The organism is Pseudomonas sp. 4CAES_32.4, from assembly GCF_058136335.1.
Genome location: NZ_CM176882.1, coordinates 2,701,223 through 2,716,305, shown reverse-complemented (window position 1 = coordinate 2,716,305; position 15,083 = coordinate 2,701,223). Strand labels below are relative to the sequence as shown.

Genomic DNA, 15,083 nt, shown 5'->3' with positions numbered 1-15,083 from the left:
GTTGGCTTGATCCGCGTCAGAGTCAATCACGCCTGCGGTTGATGGCTGGTGACGCAGTGGATTCCACCCCCGCCAGCGGCAATCGCATCGATGTTGAGCTGGACGATTTCGCGCTGCGGATACAGTTCGAACAGCAGGTCGTAGGCCTTTTTGTCTGCCGCTTTATCGCCGAACTCCGGGGCGATGACCGCACCGTTTATTACGAAGTAATTGATGTAACCGGCAGCGAAGTCCGGGTTGTCCTGATTGAACTTGCTTTTGCGCGGCTTCAGCGGCGGCGAAATCGTGTGGACCTGCAGTTTGCGACCGTCAGCGTCGGTGGCGTTCTTGAGGATCTCCAAGTGCGCCAAAGTGACCTTGTGATCGTAGGATTCAGGGTCGGTGTCGAGGTTGGCGATCACCACGCCGGGCCTGATGAAACGTGCGTAGAAATCCACGTGGGCATCGGTGATGTCCTTGTTCTTGATCCCCGGCAACCAAATAATTTTGCGCAGGCCGAGGCGATCTTTCAGTTCCGCTTCGACGTCAGCCTTGCTCCAGTCAGGGTTGCGGTTGCTGTTGATCCAGCTGCTTTCGGTCATGATCCCGGTGCCGTGGCCGTCGACTTCGATGCCGCCGCCCTCGCCCACCAACTCGGTGCGAATGTAAGTGGCTTGCGCGTCGTCGGCGACCAGCGCGGCAATTTTCGCGTCCTTGCTGTGCTGCTGTTTGCCACCCCAACCGTTGAAGTTGAAGTCCACCGCGCCGAGACCAACCTTATCGTCGATGACGAAGTTGGCGCCGATGTCGCGCATCCAGATGTCATCGAGTGCGGCGGTGACGTAGGTGATGTTGCGCGTGCCGCAGAATTCTTCGGCAATACTGCGTTCGTTCTTGCGGCAGAACACCGTGACCGGCTCATAACGGGCGATGGCACGGGCGATGCGGCCGAGGGCTTCCTGGACGTCTTCGGTGAAGTCTTCCCAGATCGCGTCTTGCGCGCCGAAGGCGATGTAGGCGCGCTCATGTTTGTCGCCCTCGTCGGGCATGAACCAGCGGCCTTGCGCGGCGGCGAGCACTTTGCCCGGCGACAGGCCGAGGCCCATGCATGCAGCGCCAACACTCGCGGCAACCGTTACTTGTTTGATGAACTCACGACGAGTCGACATGCTGTGTATTCCTGTAAAAACGAGGGCCGACACGAATGCCGGCCGTGGATCATTTGCCAGTGGCGGTCTTGAATTTGGTCCAGGTGCGCATGCGTGCGCGCATGTCGGCCTGGGGAATATCCTTGCCCGCAATCAATCGAGCATAGGTCGCTTCGTCGAGGTAGATATCCGGGTTGTCGCGCATGCTGGCATCGACACTTGCCCGCGCCTTGGCGTTGGAAGTCGGATAGCCGGTGAAATTGCTGATCGCCGCCATGTTCTCCGGGCGCATAACGAAGTTGATGAATGCATAGGCGTATTCCGGGTGTTTGGCGTCGATCGGAATGGCCATGGTGTCCATCCACACCGTAGTGCCTTCGCGGGGCACCCGATACTGAAACTTCGTGTGCTTACCGGCACTGTCCGAGGTGCGCTGGGCCTGGGTCATGTCGCCGCTGTAACCCAGCGAAAGGCACAGATTGCCGTTGACCAGATCGGTCACGGGTTGCGACTGGAACTTGCGGATGTACGGACGCAGTTTCATCAGCAATTCACTGGCGGCGGCGAGATTCTCGGCTTTGCCGCTGCGCGGATCGCGACCGAGGTAATTGAGCACCACCGCCAAGGCCTCGTCTGGCGAGTCGATCATCGAGATGCCGCAATCGGCAAACTTCGCCGCCAGCTCCGGTTTGAACAGCATGTCGAGGCTGTTGACCGGTGCATCGGCCATGCGTTGTTTGATCTGCTCTTCGTTGTAGGTCAGGCCGATGGTGCCCCAGGTGTAGGGCACCGTGGCTTTGCTGGAGTGCTCGTAATGGCCGCGCAGTTTCTGCAAACCGGGTTCGATATCGGCCAGTTCGGTCAGCTTCGATTGGTCCAGCGGCATCAGGCTGCCGGCGCGCATCAAGCGCTCGGCGACGGTGTCACCGGGGAAAATCAGGTCGTAACCGCTGCCGCCGGAAAGCATCTTGGCTTCAAGGGTTTCGCTGCCGTCCATGACGTCGTAGATCACCTTGATTCCGGTTTCGGCGGTGAAGCGGCTCACCGTGTCTTCGGCAAAATAATCGGCCCAGTTGTACAGGCGCAGGGTTTTGTCTTCGGCGTGCAGTGACGGTATCAAGCAGATCAGCGCCAGGCCGATCGCGCCGCGCAAGCGTTTGTGATGGAAAGCCATGTCAAACCCCTTGGGTGTTCCAGCGTGCATGAAGGTGGCGACCGTCCTGACTCAGCAGCGGGCCGTACATTTCCGGACGACGATCGCGATAGATGCCCCAGCTCAAACGCTCTTCGCGCATGGCCGTCAGATCGAGGCTGTGCAGCAAAACACCGCTGCTGTCGCGGTCAGCGGTGGCGAGCAATTGGCCCTTGTGATCGCTGATGAACGACGAGCCGTAGAAGCTCATTTGCAGACTCGAATCGGTGGTCGCGGTTTCTCGACCGACGCGGTTCGACGCCGCCACGGGCAGCAGATTGGCCGCGGCGTGACCGCGCATGGTCATCTGCCAGTGATCGCGAGAATCCAGCGCCGCGCACCCCGGCTCCGAGCCGATGGCGGTTGGATACAGCAGCACTTCGGCGCCCATCAAGGCCAGGCAGCGCGCGGTTTCCGGGAACCACTGATCCCAGCAGATACCCACGCCGAGACGGCCGAACGCGGTGTCCCAGACTTTGAAACCGGTGTCGCCGGGGCTGAAATATTCCTTCTCTTGATAGCCGATGGCGTTGGGGATGTGCGTCTTGCGGTACACGCCCAACAGGCGCCCGTCGGCATCGGCCACGCTCAGCGAATTGAAGTAGGCGTTGCCGGCCTTTTCGAACCAGCTCAGTGGCAACACCACGCCAAGTTCACGGGCCAGCGCGGCGAAGCGCGCGAGCACACGGCTGTCGCGATACTCCTCGGCCAACGCCATGTGTTTGTGGCTTTGCTCGATGCAGAAGTACGGTGTGGCGAACAGCTCCTGCAACAGGATCACTTGCGCGCCCTGCTGCGCCGCATCGCGAACGAGCTGCTCGGCGCGATCAAGGTTGCCCGGCAGATCCCAGGTACACGGCATCTGCGTAGCGGCGATGGTCAAAATCGTCATGGCTTCAACCTCTCACCGGCCAGGCAGGCTGCTGTTGCGTGATGCAATGCACCCCGCCGCCGCCGTGCGCCAGATGATTGATACGTACCGGCACCACTTCGCGGCCGGGGAAGGTTTGCTCCAGGACTTTGGCGGCGACGTTATCCGCCTCGATGCCATACGCCGGCATGATGATCGCGCCGTTGGCGATGTAGAAATTGGTGTACGAGGCGCAGAACACTTCGGCCTCGGTGTCGACGGCGTCGGTGGCTTCGAACAGTTCGATCAGCTCGAATTTGCGCCCGCTGGCATCGGTGGCCAGTTCCAGTGCCCGGCGATTTTCGCGCGCCACTTCGGCGTACACCGAAGACTGGTCGTGGGTGGCGTCCACCAGCAACACGCCGGGACGGGCAAAGGCGCAGACGCCATCGACGTGGCCGTCAGTCATGTCGCCTGTGACGTAATCCGGATCGCCCGGCAGCCAGATGGTTTTCTTCACGCCGAGCAAACGACTGAAGATTTCTTCCATCTCGGCTTTGCCGAGGCCGGGGTTGCGATTGGGGTTGAGCAGCACCGATTCGGTGGTGATCAGCGTGCCTTCGCCGTCAACGTGAATCGCCCCGCCCTCGTTGCTCAGCGGCGTGCCGAAGCATTCCAGGCCGAGGTGATTGAGCGCACGGCGCGCCAGGCTTTCATCCAGATCATGGGCCGACTTGCCGCCCCAGGCGTTGAAGCGCCAGCTCACACCGGCCAAACCCTGTTGCGGATGGCAGACAAAGGTCGGGCCGGAATCGCGGCACCAACTGTCATTCACGGCCAGGGCAATCAGCTCGATGTTCGGCCCGCACAGGGCTTTGGCGCTGGCGATGGCCGATGGGTCGACTACCAGTTTCACCGGTTCGAAACGGGCGATGGCATTGGCGACTCGAGCGAAATCTTCCTGTACCTGCGCCAAGGTCACGCGCCATCCCGACTCCCACAAGGTTTTGTTGTGCGGCCAGACCATCCACGTTGCGGCATGGGTCACCCACTCTGCCGGCATCATCCAGGCGCTGTTTTTATTGTCGTTGTGCTGCATGATAAGCCTCGTCAGTTAAGCCGTTGTGTTCAATGCGCTTATGCTACGAGCCATGAAAACGGCAAACAAACGATGGATTTTGCGGACAACTGATTAGAGGAGCTTATCGATATGCTTAAACACTGGCCGCCGCTCAGCTCGCTGCGCGGCTTCGAAGCCGCCGCCCGCCTCGGCAGTTTTCACAAGGCGGCGGAAGAGTTGAGCCTCACGCAATCGGCGATCAGCCAGCAGATCCGCAGCCTTGAGGCGTATCTGGAGCAACCGCTGTTTTTCCGCAGCGGACGCAGTGTGACGCTGACCGATGCCGGCCACGATTTGCTCAGCACCACGCAAGCAATGCTGCAGCAACTGGCCGTAGGGATTCGGCGTTTAGGCCAGTATCAGAAGCCCAATCAACTGGTGCTCAACACCACACCGGCGTTCGCCCGCCATTGGTTGCTGCCGCGATTGGCGGACTTTCGCGCGCAACATCCGGACGTTGATCTGTGGATCTACAGCACCGATGAAGTGCCGGACATGACCACGCAAACCATCGACATCGCCGTGCGTGACGACATCAGTTCCCAGGCCGAATGCAGCTTCAAAGTGCTGCATGCCGATCGCCTGTATCCCGCGTGCCACCCGAGGGTTTTAGCCTTGCCGGCAGCACACCGCACCACATTGCATGGTGAGCGGGAAATGGATTGGAGCCATTGGGCAGTCGAGGCCGGAATCGACGTCGGCCAGCAGGATCAGGGGCTGAATTTCTCCGATCCCGGCCTGCTGCTCGACGCTGCCTGTTCCGGGCTTGGCATTGCGCTGGTCAGTCAATTGCTCAGCCGTCAGGCGCGGGCTGACGGCGTGTTGCAAGCGCTGGTGGAGGACACCATTCGCGGGCCGAACTGGGCGTTGCTGACTCATCGCGACAGTGAGCATGATCCGCTGGCGAAAAGCTTTACTGCTTGGTTGTCAGCCAATCTGAGTGCTGATCAAACCACCGAGAACACGCCAGCGCCCAATCTTCCCTCCAGTCGACCATGAAGCACGTAGTGCTGGTAACCACTTGAGAATTCACCGGTGGACACTGCGCGCCTCACATCCTCGTTCAATCGGAAATACTGGGCCTCGTCGAAGTTTTCAGCACTGACTTCGCCCGTACGCCCCAGTAACTCGCTGTCCACAGCAAATCCCATGCTGCTGAGATTCTCGAAGTCAATGATGCGATTGACTGCATGTCGCTCCAGCACCCCTTGGTTGGGGAACATCGAGTAGATATGCATGCCCTTCTTGGCGCAGCGGCTGCACATGTCGACGCAGTTTTTCTGCGTGTTTTTACGCTGCATCAGTTCCGCAACCGGCATATCGAGGTACTTGCCGACCTGATATTCGCTCTGATTGAAGATCGTGCAGCACAAGATCGTGTTGCCGTTACAGTCGATGACCAGCCAGTCATCTTTGAGCAGGCATTCTTGCTGAGGGTACTGCTGGGCAACATTGACAATATCGTCATAGGGCGGCAGAGCCAGTCTTTTCAAGGTTTCATAATCGGTATCGGTGACAGAAGGGTCGCGCTCGATAATCGCCAGGGTTTTCTCCAGCGGCATCATCACCGAATAACCGGTGGTGAACTTGAAGCCGAGGCGCTCGCTGAACTCACGCATCAGCGCTTCCTCTTCGATGTTATCGAGGTAGCGGTGATAGTAGACGTCGACACGGGTATTCAAACCCAGTCGCTGCTTGATCTCGTGCAGGGCAATCATGTTCTGTTTTACAACTTCGATATCACCGCCTACGTGGCCCTTTTCGTACGTTTCCTGATAGAAGCCTGACAGCGAAATACGGAAATAACCCGGCTCGGCCAACAAGGCCTTTTCCATATTCTTGGCGAGATTGAGGTTGGTACTGATACCGCTGCCCATACCGGCGGCGTTGATGATCTCGATGAATTCGCCAATTTTTGGGTGAACCAGAGGCTCAGTCCAGTTGTACAGATAGATCGACTTGACCCCTTCTGTGCGGGCCTTTTCGACGATCTGTTTGAACATGTCGATCTGCATGGCTTTTTTGAAGTTGAGATTTTCCGAGTTGCCCATTGGGCAAGAGGGGCAGCTCAGGTTACAGGCGCCGACAATATCGATGTACATATTCATTGCAAGGGAAGCTCCTGGGTTCGAAAGTCATGCATCTCATCACTGCAAGCTTTCAAGTCGCCGCTCGAGTTGGTTTTTTGACGGCATTACCGCGCAGGGAAGCAATAAGCGCACCACCTTTCTAATGCGACATCAACTCCACAATCCAATCAATAAACACTCGCAACTTCAGACTGACGTGCCGGTTCGGTGGATACGCCACATAAAGCGGCATAGGGTCGAGTTGCCAGTCCTTGAACAGTGGCACCAGTTCGCCGCAAGCCACATGGGCATCGGACATATAAGTGGGCAGCCATAGCACGCCCATGCCTGCCAAACCTGCCGCGAGGTAGGCATTACCATCATCGACCGCGAGCACGTGGCGCCCTTTGATGCGCAGGCGTTCAGTGGCCTTGTGCAACGCGTACGGCAGCGGTTTGCCGGTGCGCGCCCAAAGGAAACCGACCACGCGGTGATCGGAGTCTTCGAGTTCGCGTGGATGCACAGGTATTCCGGCGCGCGCCAGATAATCCGGTGCGGCGAACACGCCCAACTGAAGATCGGCGACCTTGCGCGCCATCAACGATTGATCGAGTAATTCCCCGCCTCGCACTACGCAATCGACGTTCTCATCGATGATGTCGACGATGCGATCGCTGACGCCCATGTCGATCTGGATGTGCGGATAGCGCGCGTGAAAGTCGGGCAATGCGGGAATCAGGATCAACCGCGCCAATGGACTGGGCACGTCCACCCGCAATCGGCCAGAGGGCACCGCCGCCGTACCGGGCAGGCTGGTTTCGGCGTCTTCCATGTCGGCCAGCAACTTGACCACACGCTCGTAGTAAGCGGCGCCGTCAGCCGTGACGTTGACCTTGCGCGTGGTGCGGTTGAGCAATTTCACGCGCAATCGTGCTTCCAGTTGCTGCACCAACTGGGTCACGGTGGTTTTGCTCATGTGCAGGGTTTCCGCCGCTTTGGTGAAGCTCCCCGCCTCGACCACTCGAGCGAAGGCCTGCATTGCATCGAATCGGTCCAATGTTCGCGCCTCGATTGTTTGGGATTCACAAACAGTGAGCGCCAAGCTTGCGCGTTTATCACCCGCCTGCAAATACCTACAGTGGCTCCATCAACTCAACTGAAGGAGACACTCCCATGACTCAGCGCGATGTTGTTTTTCCACCCGCCCGCCGCACCTTGTATGAACGTCATCGTTACTCGCCGGCCATTCGCTCCAACGGTTTTCTGTTTGTCTCGGGACAGGTCGGCAGCACCGAGGACGGCACGCCCGAGCCGGACCTGAAAAACCAGGTGCGTCAGGCGTTCACTAACCTCAATGCAATCCTTGAAGAGGCCGGTGGCAGCTTCGCCGACGTGGTCGATGTCACCGTGTTCATCGTTGACCCACAGTCGAAATTCGAGACGATCTGGGATGTCGTGCTCACGGAATTCTGGGGCGATGCCCCGCACCCGACCGTGACCGCTGTTGGCGTGACGTGGCTGTATGGGTTTGATGTCGAGATCAAGGTGATTGCCAGGCTGCCCGAAGCGGCCTGATCGTCAGCTCGATTTGCAGCGTGGGCCGGCAGTCTTCAGACTGTCGGCCCTTCAGTCCTTCTCGACACCCGTCATGTCTGATTCATTGCTCAAACCTGCCCTGCCCGGCATCGCCCTGCGGCGCTGGCGCTTGTTGCATCGCGTCAAGCAAAGCCACGCCGCGCAGATGTTCAACGTCACTCAATCGACTATTTCCCGCTGGGAAAGCGGCGTGCTGGCGATGGATCCGGCTGCACATCTACAGCTTGAGCAACTGTTGGCCGCGCGTCTCGACACGGCTGCCGACCAAGCCCTCGCCCGGCTGGTGTGCGAAAGCGCACGCCCGGTGCATCTGGTCTGCGACCTGACCCACCGCTTGCTGGCCTGCTCCCCGGCCCGCGCCGCGCAATTCGCCAGTCCGCTGAGCCAGTTGCTCGGGCAATCGCTGTGGCGGTTCGTGACCGCGGAGATTGCCAGCAACGAACTGGCGCTCGACACATTGGGCTGGCGCGAAATGCAGGCACCACCGGCGCTGGAATTCGTCACCGGCAGCAACGATTCCAACCTGGTGCCGATCCGCCAGAGCCTGTGCCGCTGGACCCGCATTCCGCTATCCGACGGCACAGCGGCGCGGCTGGTCGAGACGCTCTGAATGCATATTTTATGCGTGGACGCCCACCCTCATCGGTTCTAGGCTTGCTTCTCGGCTCCACCACCGGGCAAGTTCATGAACCTCGAAAAAATCAGCGGACGCCTCGAATTCCTGCGCGAAGCAGAGAAGCTCAAGGACGTCCTGCGCAGTGCACATACCTCCAGCGGCCGAACCGAAAGTACCGCCGAACACAGCTGGCGCTTGTGTCTGATGGCGATTGTCTTCGCCGATGAACTGGCTGGTCTCGACCTGCTGAAAGTCCTCAAGATGTGCGTGATCCACGACTTGGGCGAAGCCATCAATGGCGACATCCCGGCAGTCGATCAAGCTTCTTTTCCCGACAAGAGCGAACAGGAGCGCAACGACCTTCTGCTGCTTACCCGCGCCCTGGATGACAGCCTGAGAAACGACATTCTCGCCTTATGGGACGACTACGAAAACGCCCGGTCCGCCGAGGCCAAAGCGGTCAAGGCCCTGGATAAGCTGGAGACCTTGCTGCAACACACTCAGGGCCTGAACCCGGCGGGTTTCGACTATCAATTCAATCTGAGTTACGGCAAAAAACACACCGAGGCCGAACCGATCTTCGCAGCGCTGCGCGCGCTGATCGACCAGGACACCCAGGAAAGAATCCACATGAACATGACCATTCGCAACGAACACAGCGACGACATCGACACCATCGCCCAACTCACCGAAGCCGCATTTCAGCACGAAGAACACTCCAGCCATACCGAGCAGTTCATCGTCAACGCACTGCGCGACGCTGGCCAGTTGAGCGTTTCCCTGGTCGCCGTGGAAGACGGCAAGATCGTTGGCCACGTGGCGATTTCACCGGTGACGATTTCATCTGGCGTCAGCAGTTGGTACGGCCTTGGCCCGATCTCGGTATGGCCGGATCGCCAGCACCAAGGGATCGGTTCGGCGTTAATGAAAGCTGCGCTGGCGCAACTGCAAAGCCTCGGTGGCGTTGGCTGCGTGGTCTTGGGCAATCCCGACTATTACGGGCGTTTCGGCTTCAAAAATCACCCGGGGCTGACGTTGCCCGGCGTGCCGCAAGAATACTTTCAAGTGCTGTCATTCGGTGCTGATCTGCCGGCGGGCGAAGTGAAGTACCACGACGCCTTTGAGGCGACCAAGTAAGCGTCCACTGCCCAAAATCATATCCAGACATACCCCAGCGGTTGCCAGCGCGACGCTCGTCTGTTTGCATAACCGCCCAAGATCAAAGGCCAGCGCCGCATCCACGGTGCTGGCCTTTGTACGTGTGAGTCCGTATAACCCTCGCCGATTCGTCTACCCTGAGTTTGCGCCTCACCTCGTAATTTCAGCTCTATCGACGCCCCTGAAACGGAGATTTCCATGTTCAAACGAACTCTGGCACTGACCGCCGGCCTGGCCCTGTCTTTTTCTGCACTGGCTGCACAAGCTGCCGACGTACTGCGCGTCAGCGCAATTCCCGATGAAGCGCCGACCGAACTGCTGCGCAAGTTCGAACCGCTGGGTGCTTATCTGGAGCAGCAACTGGGCATGAAGGTGCAGTTCGTCCCGGTGGCCGACTACCCGGCAGTGGTTGAAGCCCTCGCTACCGATCGCCTTGATATGGCGTGGCTCGGTGGTTTCACCTTCGTCCAGGCCCGTTTGAAAACCGACGCCACCACCCCAGTGATCCCACTGGTACAGCGGGAGCAGGATGCGCAGTTCACCAGCAAATTCATCACCGCTGACCCGAATGTGCATAGCCTCGCCGACCTCAAAGGCAAGACCTTTGCCTTTGGCTCCGTATCGTCGACGTCAGGCAGCCTGATGCCGCGCTATTTCATGCTGAAGAACGACAACATCAAGCCTGAAGCCTATTTCAGCCGTGTCGCCTATTCCGGCGCCCACGACGCCACCGTCGCCTGGGTACAGGCCGGCAAGGTCGATGCCGGTGTACTCAACGCCAGCGTCTGGCAGAAACTGGTCGACGCCGGCAAGGTCGACACCAACAAGGTCAAAGTCTTCGCCACCACCCCGACCTACTTCGATTACAACTGGACCGTGCGCGGCACCCTTGATCCGGCGCTTGCGGCGAAGATCAAAAAAGCCTTCCTCGCTCTCGACCCGGCCAACCCTGAGCAGAAGAAGATTCTTGATCTGCAAGCCGCCAGCCGTTTCATCGACACCAAGCCTGAAAATTACAAGGGCATCGAGGAAGCCGCCCGCGCCGCCGAACTGCTGAAATGACCCTGAGCCTCAACCAGGGCGGCTTGCGTCACGCCAATGGAGTCGACGCCCTGCGCGGTGTCGACTTGCACATCGGCGCTGGCGAACAGCTCGCCATCATTGGCCCGTCCGGGGCCGGCAAATCGAGTCTGCTCAACCTGCTGGCCACCGCGTTGCGGCCCAGCAGCGGTGAAATCGAAGTGCTCGGTGAGCGCGCCTGGCACTTGTCCGCCCGGCAACGCCAACGCCTGCGTGCGCGTATAGGCCTGGTGCATCAGGCGCCACCCATTCCACCGCGTCAGCGCGTGGTCACGGCGGTGCTGGCCGGCAAACTCGGCCAGTGGAGCCTGGGCAAAAGTCTGTTGAATCTGCTGCATCCGCTGGATGTCGCTGGTGCACGTGCGGCATTGGCGCGGCTGGATCTGGGCGACAAGCTGTTCGCTCATTGCCAGCAACTGTCCGGCGGCCAACTGCAACGTGTCGGCATCGCCCGGGTGCTGTATCAGGCGCCGGAGATTCTGTTGGCCGATGAGCCCGTGTCGGCGATGGACCCGGTCATGGCCGGGCACACGTTGTCGATCCTCTCCAGACATGCCCGTGAGCACAACGTCACCCTGGTGGCGAGCCTGCATGCGGTCGATCTGGCGTTGTCGCACTTCCCACGCATCATCGGCTTACGTGACGGACAAATACTCTTCGATAGCCCGTCCGGGCAAGTCAGCCCCGAGATGCTCGACGCGCTGTACGCCAACGAAAAACTGCAATCGCCGACCGCTGCGGTGGCGCCTCTGACTGTGCAGATTCCACGATGCTGAAGGCCGATTCACGGGATCCCGCTGCATGGCCACGACTGCTGCTGACGGTGTTGGCGATTGCCTTGCTGTGGCCGGGCATCCAGCTCAGCGAACTGGATCTGGGCGTACTGCTGCCCGGTAGCCAAAACGAAATGGGCCGGTTTGTTGCGCAATTCTGGCCACCAGCGCACGACGAAAGTTTTCTGCAGATCCTGTTCAAAGCCACCCTGCAAACCCTGGCGATTGCCACCGCAGGGATGGCTTTAGCGTTGTTGTTGGCCGTACCGGCCAGCCTGATCGCCAGCCGCGCCTTGTCGCTGTCCGCCGCCTCGCGCGGTGGCGTGCCCAGCCGTTTGGGACGTTTGCTGCGCTGGCCGGTTCGCGGTCTGTTGATTTTCCTGCGCAGCGTGCCGGAAATTGTCTGGGCGCTGCTGTTTGTCCGAGCGGTCGGGCTCGGCCCGGCGGCGGGTGTGCTGGCCATCGCCATCACTTACAGCGGCATGCTCGGCAAGGTCTACGCGGAGATTTTCGAATCCACCAATCAGCGCCCGACGCACGCGCTGTTGCAGGCAGGCAGTGGTCGGCTGGCGGCATTTGCCTACGGCACGCTACCCAATGTCGGCGCGGAACTGCTCTCCTACACGGTGTATCGCTGGGAATGTGCGATCCGCGCTTCAGTGGTGATGGGGTTTGTCGGCGCCGGGGGCTTGGGGCAGCAGATCGACTTGTCGATCCGTATGTTCGCCGGCGGTGAAGTCGCCAGCATGTTGCTGACGTTTCTGCTGCTGGTGCTGGGCGCCGATCAACTCAGCCGCTTGCTGCGCTGGAGGCTGACATGAATCGCATGATTAATCTGCTGCTGATTGCGGGCATTGCGGTTGCCGTCGTCGCCTCGTTTGCCTATCTGGGCCTGGATCTCGAAGAACTGGGCAGCGCCAACAGCCTCAAGCAGATGGGCGCGTACATACAGCGCTTTCTCAGCCCGGACTTGAGCGCTGACTACCTCAAAGCCATCGTCCACGGTTCAATGGAAACCCTGGCGATGTCGGCCCTCGGCACCTTGCTCGCGGCTGTGGCCGGCATCCTGATCGCCTTGCCGGCCGCCGGGCGTTTCGGCTGGCCGCTGCAGAGCGTTTCGCGGTTACTGCTGAACGCCTTGCGGGCAATTCCGGAACTGGTCTGGGCGGCATTGATGGTGCTCGCCGCCGGCCTTGGCCCTAACGCGGGCACACTCGCCCTCGCCTTGCACACCACCGGCGTGCTCGGTCGTCTGTTCGCCGAAGCCTTGGAAAACACCCCGCCGCAACCGGCCGAAGCCATTCGTTTGCAGGGCGGCAATTCGCTCCTGGCCTTCTGCTACGGCACCCTGCCAAACCTCGCGCCGCAGCTGCTCGCGTACATCCTGTACCGCTGGGAAAACAACATCCGCATGGCCAGCGTACTGGGTTTTGTCGGTGCCGGCGGGCTTGGGCAGATGCTCTATGTCAGCCTCAGCCTGTTTCAGGAAGCACAGGCCAGCACGGTGATTCTGGCGATGCTGGTGTTGGTGTTCATGGTCGACTGGTTGAGTGCCTGGAGCCGGCAGCGTTGGGTCAAGGCGTAGGCGTCAGTGGATATCTGGCAAAAGCTGATTATGCTCAAGGAAACCTCGCACATCAGTGCGGCGGTCAGACTGTGCAAGCTTCACGCGGGAACAATCACGGCATCTGCCACAAGGCCAGAGTGCGGTAAGCAGTAACGGGGGACTCCGGCCTACAACAATAAGCACGACGGAGAACACCCATGGCCACAATTGACACAGCATCCACCGGCACTCCACCGCGCAGCGGCGGCATCACCAAGGAGGAGCGCAAGGTCATCTTCGCCTCCTCGCTCGGTACGGTTTTCGAGTGGTACGACTTTTACCTGTACGGCTCACTGGCAGCGATCATCGCCAAACACTTTTTTGCCGGCGTCAACGAAACCACCGCGTTCATCTTCGCTTTGTTGGCATTTGCCGCAGGCTTTGCCGTGCGCCCGTTCGGCGCGATTGTGTTTGGCCGCCTCGGCGACATGATCGGACGCAAACACACATTCCTGATCACCATCGTCATCATGGGCGTCTCGACCGCGATCGTCGGTCTGTTGCCCGGCTACGCGACCATCGGCGTCGCGGCACCGGTGATCCTGATCACCCTGCGCTTGCTGCAAGGTCTGGCGCTGGGCGGTGAATACGGCGGCGCGGCTACCTACGTCGCCGAACATGCGCCCCGCAACAGACGTGGTTTCTTCACGTCATGGATTCAAACCACCGCAACCCTCGGCCTGTTTCTGTCGTTGCTGGTGATCCTCGCCTGCCGCACCGCGTTGGGTGCCGAAGCCTTCGAAGCCTGGGGCTGGCGGATTCCGTTTCTGCTGTCGATCCTGCTGCTGATCGTTTCGGTGTACATCCGTCTGCAACTGAGCGAGTCACCGGTATTCCAGAAAATGAAAGCCGAGGGCAAGGTCTCCAAAGCACCGCTGACCGAATCCTTCGCTCGTTGGGACAACCTCAAAGTGGTGATCATGTCGTTGCTTGGCGGTACAGCCGGGCAAGCGGTGGTCTGGTACACCGGGCAGTTCTATGCGCTTTTTTTTCTGTTGCAGACGCTGAAGATCGACCCGCAAACCGCCAACCTGTTGATCGCCGGTTCGCTGCTGATCGGCACGCCGTTCTTCGTGATTTTCGGCAGCCTGTCCGATCGTATCGGGCGCAAGCCGATCATCATGGTCGGCTGCATTCTGGCGGCGCTGACCTACTTTCCGATCTTTCATGCGCTGACCCAGTACGGCAACCCTGACGTGTTCATTGCTCAGGAGAAAAACCCGGTCAAAGTGATCGCCAACCCCGACCAGTGCTCGTTCCAGTTCGATCCGGTGGGCAAGGCCAAATTCACCAGTTCCTGTGACCTGGCGAAAACCTTGCTGGCAAAACGGGCGATTCCTTATGAAAACGTGATCGCCGAACCGGGCACCGTCGCGCAAGTGCGCATCGGCGACAAAGTCGTCGAGAGTTTTGAAGGCAGTGCGTTGCCGGCGGCCGACTTCAAGACGCGCAACGACGCCTTTACCGCCACCCTGGGCAGCGCGCTCAAAGAGGCCGGTTATCCGGAGAAAGCCGACCCGGCGAAAACCAATTACCCGATGGTGTTGCTCCTGCTGACCATTCTGGTGATTTACGTGACCATGGTGTACGGCCCCATCGCCGCGTGGCTGGTCGAGCTGTTCCCGACGCGCATCCGCTATACCTCAATGTCGCTGCCGTATCACATCGGCAACGGCTGGTTTGGCGGGTTCTTGCCAACAGTGGCATTCGCCATGGTCGCGGCCACCGGGGATATCTATTACGGGCTGTGGTATCCGATTGTCATCGCGGTGATGACGGCAATACTGGGCACGTTCTTCCTGCCGGAAACCAAGGATCGCGACATTCTTAAAGACTGAAAATCTGTGCGAGCCAGTCTGCTGGTGATGGCGGTGAATCAGGCAACAGCATTGTTGA

15 protein-coding genes and 1 pseudogene are annotated in these 15,083 nt (G+C 59.7%); 10 read left to right on the top strand and 6 right to left on the bottom strand.

From position 1 onward, the window contains the following. Positions 1-26: 26 nt before the first annotated feature. Genes AC3Y64_RS12240 through AC3Y64_RS12225 form a run of 4 tightly spaced genes read right to left on the bottom strand, consistent with a single transcriptional unit; the run spans position 27 to position 4,268 of the window. Positions 27-1,148: an agmatine deiminase family protein gene (locus tag AC3Y64_RS12240; protein ID WP_489987646.1), complete on the bottom strand. Its 1,122-nt coding sequence runs from the start codon at positions 1,146-1,148 to the stop codon at positions 27-29. Between the two features lie 49 nt (positions 1,149-1,197). Next, positions 1,198-2,301: an extracellular solute-binding protein gene (locus AC3Y64_RS12235; protein ID WP_489987645.1), complete on the bottom strand. Its 1,104-nt coding sequence runs from the start codon at positions 2,299-2,301 to the stop codon at positions 1,198-1,200. Between the two features lies 1 nt (position 2,302). Further along, positions 2,303-3,211, bottom strand: coding sequence for an N-carbamoylputrescine amidase (aguB, locus tag AC3Y64_RS12230; RefSeq protein WP_489987644.1), 909 nt, complete (start codon positions 3,209-3,211; stop codon positions 2,303-2,305). A 4-nt stretch (positions 3,212-3,215) separates the two neighbouring features. Then, positions 3,216-4,268: an agmatine deiminase family protein gene (locus AC3Y64_RS12225; protein WP_489987643.1), complete on the bottom strand. Its 1,053-nt coding sequence runs from the start codon at positions 4,266-4,268 to the stop codon at positions 3,216-3,218. Between the two features lie 111 nt (positions 4,269-4,379). Between AC3Y64_RS12225 and AC3Y64_RS12220 the strand changes: the two genes are divergently transcribed. Continuing rightward, complete coding sequence (locus AC3Y64_RS12220) at positions 4,380-5,288, top strand: LysR substrate-binding domain-containing protein (protein ID WP_489987642.1); 909 nt, start codon at positions 4,380-4,382, stop codon at positions 5,286-5,288. Here the strand turns inward: AC3Y64_RS12220 and AC3Y64_RS12215 are convergent. Together AC3Y64_RS12215 and AC3Y64_RS12210 are read right to left on the bottom strand one after the other, a co-directional pair. Further along, positions 5,237-6,397 carry a radical SAM/SPASM domain-containing protein gene (locus tag AC3Y64_RS12215; RefSeq protein ID WP_489987641.1) on the bottom strand — a complete coding sequence of 387 codons (1,161 nt, stop codon included), beginning with the start codon at positions 6,395-6,397 and terminating at the stop codon, positions 5,237-5,239. The two genes, AC3Y64_RS12220 and AC3Y64_RS12215, sit on opposite strands and share 52 nt — an antisense overlap. 121 nt (positions 6,398-6,518) lie before the next feature. Beyond that, complete coding sequence (locus AC3Y64_RS12210; protein WP_489987640.1) at positions 6,519-7,415, bottom strand: LysR family transcriptional regulator; 897 nt, start codon at positions 7,413-7,415, stop codon at positions 6,519-6,521. 116 nt (positions 7,416-7,531) lie between these two features. Here AC3Y64_RS12210 and AC3Y64_RS12205 point away from each other — a divergent pair, with 116 nt between their 5' ends. The 9 genes and pseudogenes from AC3Y64_RS12205 to AC3Y64_RS12165 all read left to right on the top strand — a co-directional run bounded on the left by AC3Y64_RS12205 (position 7,532) and on the right by AC3Y64_RS12165 (position 15,025). After that, a complete protein-coding gene (locus AC3Y64_RS12205) occupies positions 7,532-7,933 on the top strand; it encodes a RidA family protein (RefSeq protein ID WP_489987639.1) in 402 nt (133 codons plus the stop codon). Between the two features lie 73 nt (positions 7,934-8,006). Then, positions 8,007-8,564, top strand: coding sequence for a helix-turn-helix domain-containing protein (locus AC3Y64_RS12200; RefSeq protein WP_489987638.1), 558 nt, complete (start codon positions 8,007-8,009; stop codon positions 8,562-8,564). A gap of 75 nt (positions 8,565-8,639) precedes the next feature. Then, positions 8,640-9,197, top strand: a pseudogene (locus AC3Y64_RS12195) (HD domain-containing protein); the annotation flags it as partial. A 3-nt stretch (positions 9,198-9,200) separates the two neighbouring features. Next, entirely contained in the window at positions 9,201-9,707 is a 507-nt protein-coding gene (locus AC3Y64_RS12190; protein ID WP_489987952.1) for a GNAT family N-acetyltransferase, read from the top strand. Positions 9,708-9,926: 219 nt separating this feature from the next. Beyond that, positions 9,927-10,790: a putative selenate ABC transporter substrate-binding protein gene (locus AC3Y64_RS12185; RefSeq protein WP_158957282.1), complete on the top strand. Its 864-nt coding sequence runs from the start codon at positions 9,927-9,929 to the stop codon at positions 10,788-10,790. Beyond that, on the top strand, positions 10,787-11,584 hold the full coding sequence (locus tag AC3Y64_RS12180) for a phosphonate ABC transporter ATP-binding protein (protein WP_489987637.1): 798 nt from the start codon (positions 10,787-10,789) through the stop codon (positions 11,582-11,584). Before AC3Y64_RS12185 ends, AC3Y64_RS12180 begins: the two co-directional genes overlap by 4 nt. Continuing rightward, positions 11,578-12,402: a PhnE/PtxC family ABC transporter permease gene (locus tag AC3Y64_RS12175; RefSeq protein ID WP_489987636.1), complete on the top strand. Its 825-nt coding sequence runs from the start codon at positions 11,578-11,580 to the stop codon at positions 12,400-12,402. The genes AC3Y64_RS12180 and AC3Y64_RS12175 overlap by 7 nt, the downstream gene beginning before the upstream one ends. After that, a complete protein-coding gene (gene phnE / locus AC3Y64_RS12170) occupies positions 12,399-13,166 on the top strand; it encodes a phosphonate ABC transporter, permease protein PhnE (RefSeq protein ID WP_489987635.1) in 768 nt (255 codons plus the stop codon). The genes AC3Y64_RS12175 and phnE overlap by 4 nt, the downstream gene beginning before the upstream one ends. Before the next feature lie 179 nt (positions 13,167-13,345). Next, positions 13,346-15,025, top strand: a complete 1,680-nt coding sequence (locus AC3Y64_RS12165) for an MFS transporter (RefSeq protein ID WP_489987634.1) — start codon at positions 13,346-13,348, stop codon at positions 15,023-15,025. The last annotated feature ends 58 nt before the right edge of the window (positions 15,026-15,083 follow it).

What these genes read in the sequence shown, in the direction of transcription:
- AC3Y64_RS12165 (WP_489987634.1), top strand. Translation starts at nt 13,346, where the DNA reads ATGGCCACAATTGACACAGCATCCACCGGCACTCCACCGCGCAGCGGC.
- phnE (WP_489987635.1), top strand. Translation starts at nt 12,399, where the DNA reads ATGAATCGCATGATTAATCTGCTGCTGATTGCGGGCATTGCGGTTGCC.
- aguB (WP_489987644.1), bottom strand. Translation starts at nt 3,211, where the DNA reads ATGACGATTTTGACCATCGCCGCTACGCAGATGCCGTGTACCTGGGAT.
- AC3Y64_RS12175 (WP_489987636.1), top strand. Translation starts at nt 11,578, where the DNA reads ATGCTGAAGGCCGATTCACGGGATCCCGCTGCATGGCCACGACTGCTG.
- AC3Y64_RS12220 (WP_489987642.1), top strand. Translation starts at nt 4,380, where the DNA reads ATGCTTAAACACTGGCCGCCGCTCAGCTCGCTGCGCGGCTTCGAAGCC.
- AC3Y64_RS12200 (WP_489987638.1), top strand. Translation starts at nt 8,007, where the DNA reads ATGTCTGATTCATTGCTCAAACCTGCCCTGCCCGGCATCGCCCTGCGG.
- AC3Y64_RS12205 (WP_489987639.1), top strand. Translation starts at nt 7,532, where the DNA reads ATGACTCAGCGCGATGTTGTTTTTCCACCCGCCCGCCGCACCTTGTAT.
- AC3Y64_RS12225 (WP_489987643.1), bottom strand. Translation starts at nt 4,268, where the DNA reads ATGCAGCACAACGACAATAAAAACAGCGCCTGGATGATGCCGGCAGAG.
- AC3Y64_RS12215 (WP_489987641.1), bottom strand. Translation starts at nt 6,397, where the DNA reads ATGAATATGTACATCGATATTGTCGGCGCCTGTAACCTGAGCTGCCCC.
- AC3Y64_RS12240 (WP_489987646.1), bottom strand. Translation starts at nt 1,148, where the DNA reads ATGTCGACTCGTCGTGAGTTCATCAAACAAGTAACGGTTGCCGCGAGT.
- AC3Y64_RS12190 (WP_489987952.1), top strand. Translation starts at nt 9,201, where the DNA reads ATGAACATGACCATTCGCAACGAACACAGCGACGACATCGACACCATC.
- AC3Y64_RS12185 (WP_158957282.1), top strand. Translation starts at nt 9,927, where the DNA reads ATGTTCAAACGAACTCTGGCACTGACCGCCGGCCTGGCCCTGTCTTTT.
- AC3Y64_RS12180 (WP_489987637.1), top strand. Translation starts at nt 10,787, where the DNA reads ATGACCCTGAGCCTCAACCAGGGCGGCTTGCGTCACGCCAATGGAGTC.
- AC3Y64_RS12235 (WP_489987645.1), bottom strand. Translation starts at nt 2,301, where the DNA reads ATGGCTTTCCATCACAAACGCTTGCGCGGCGCGATCGGCCTGGCGCTG.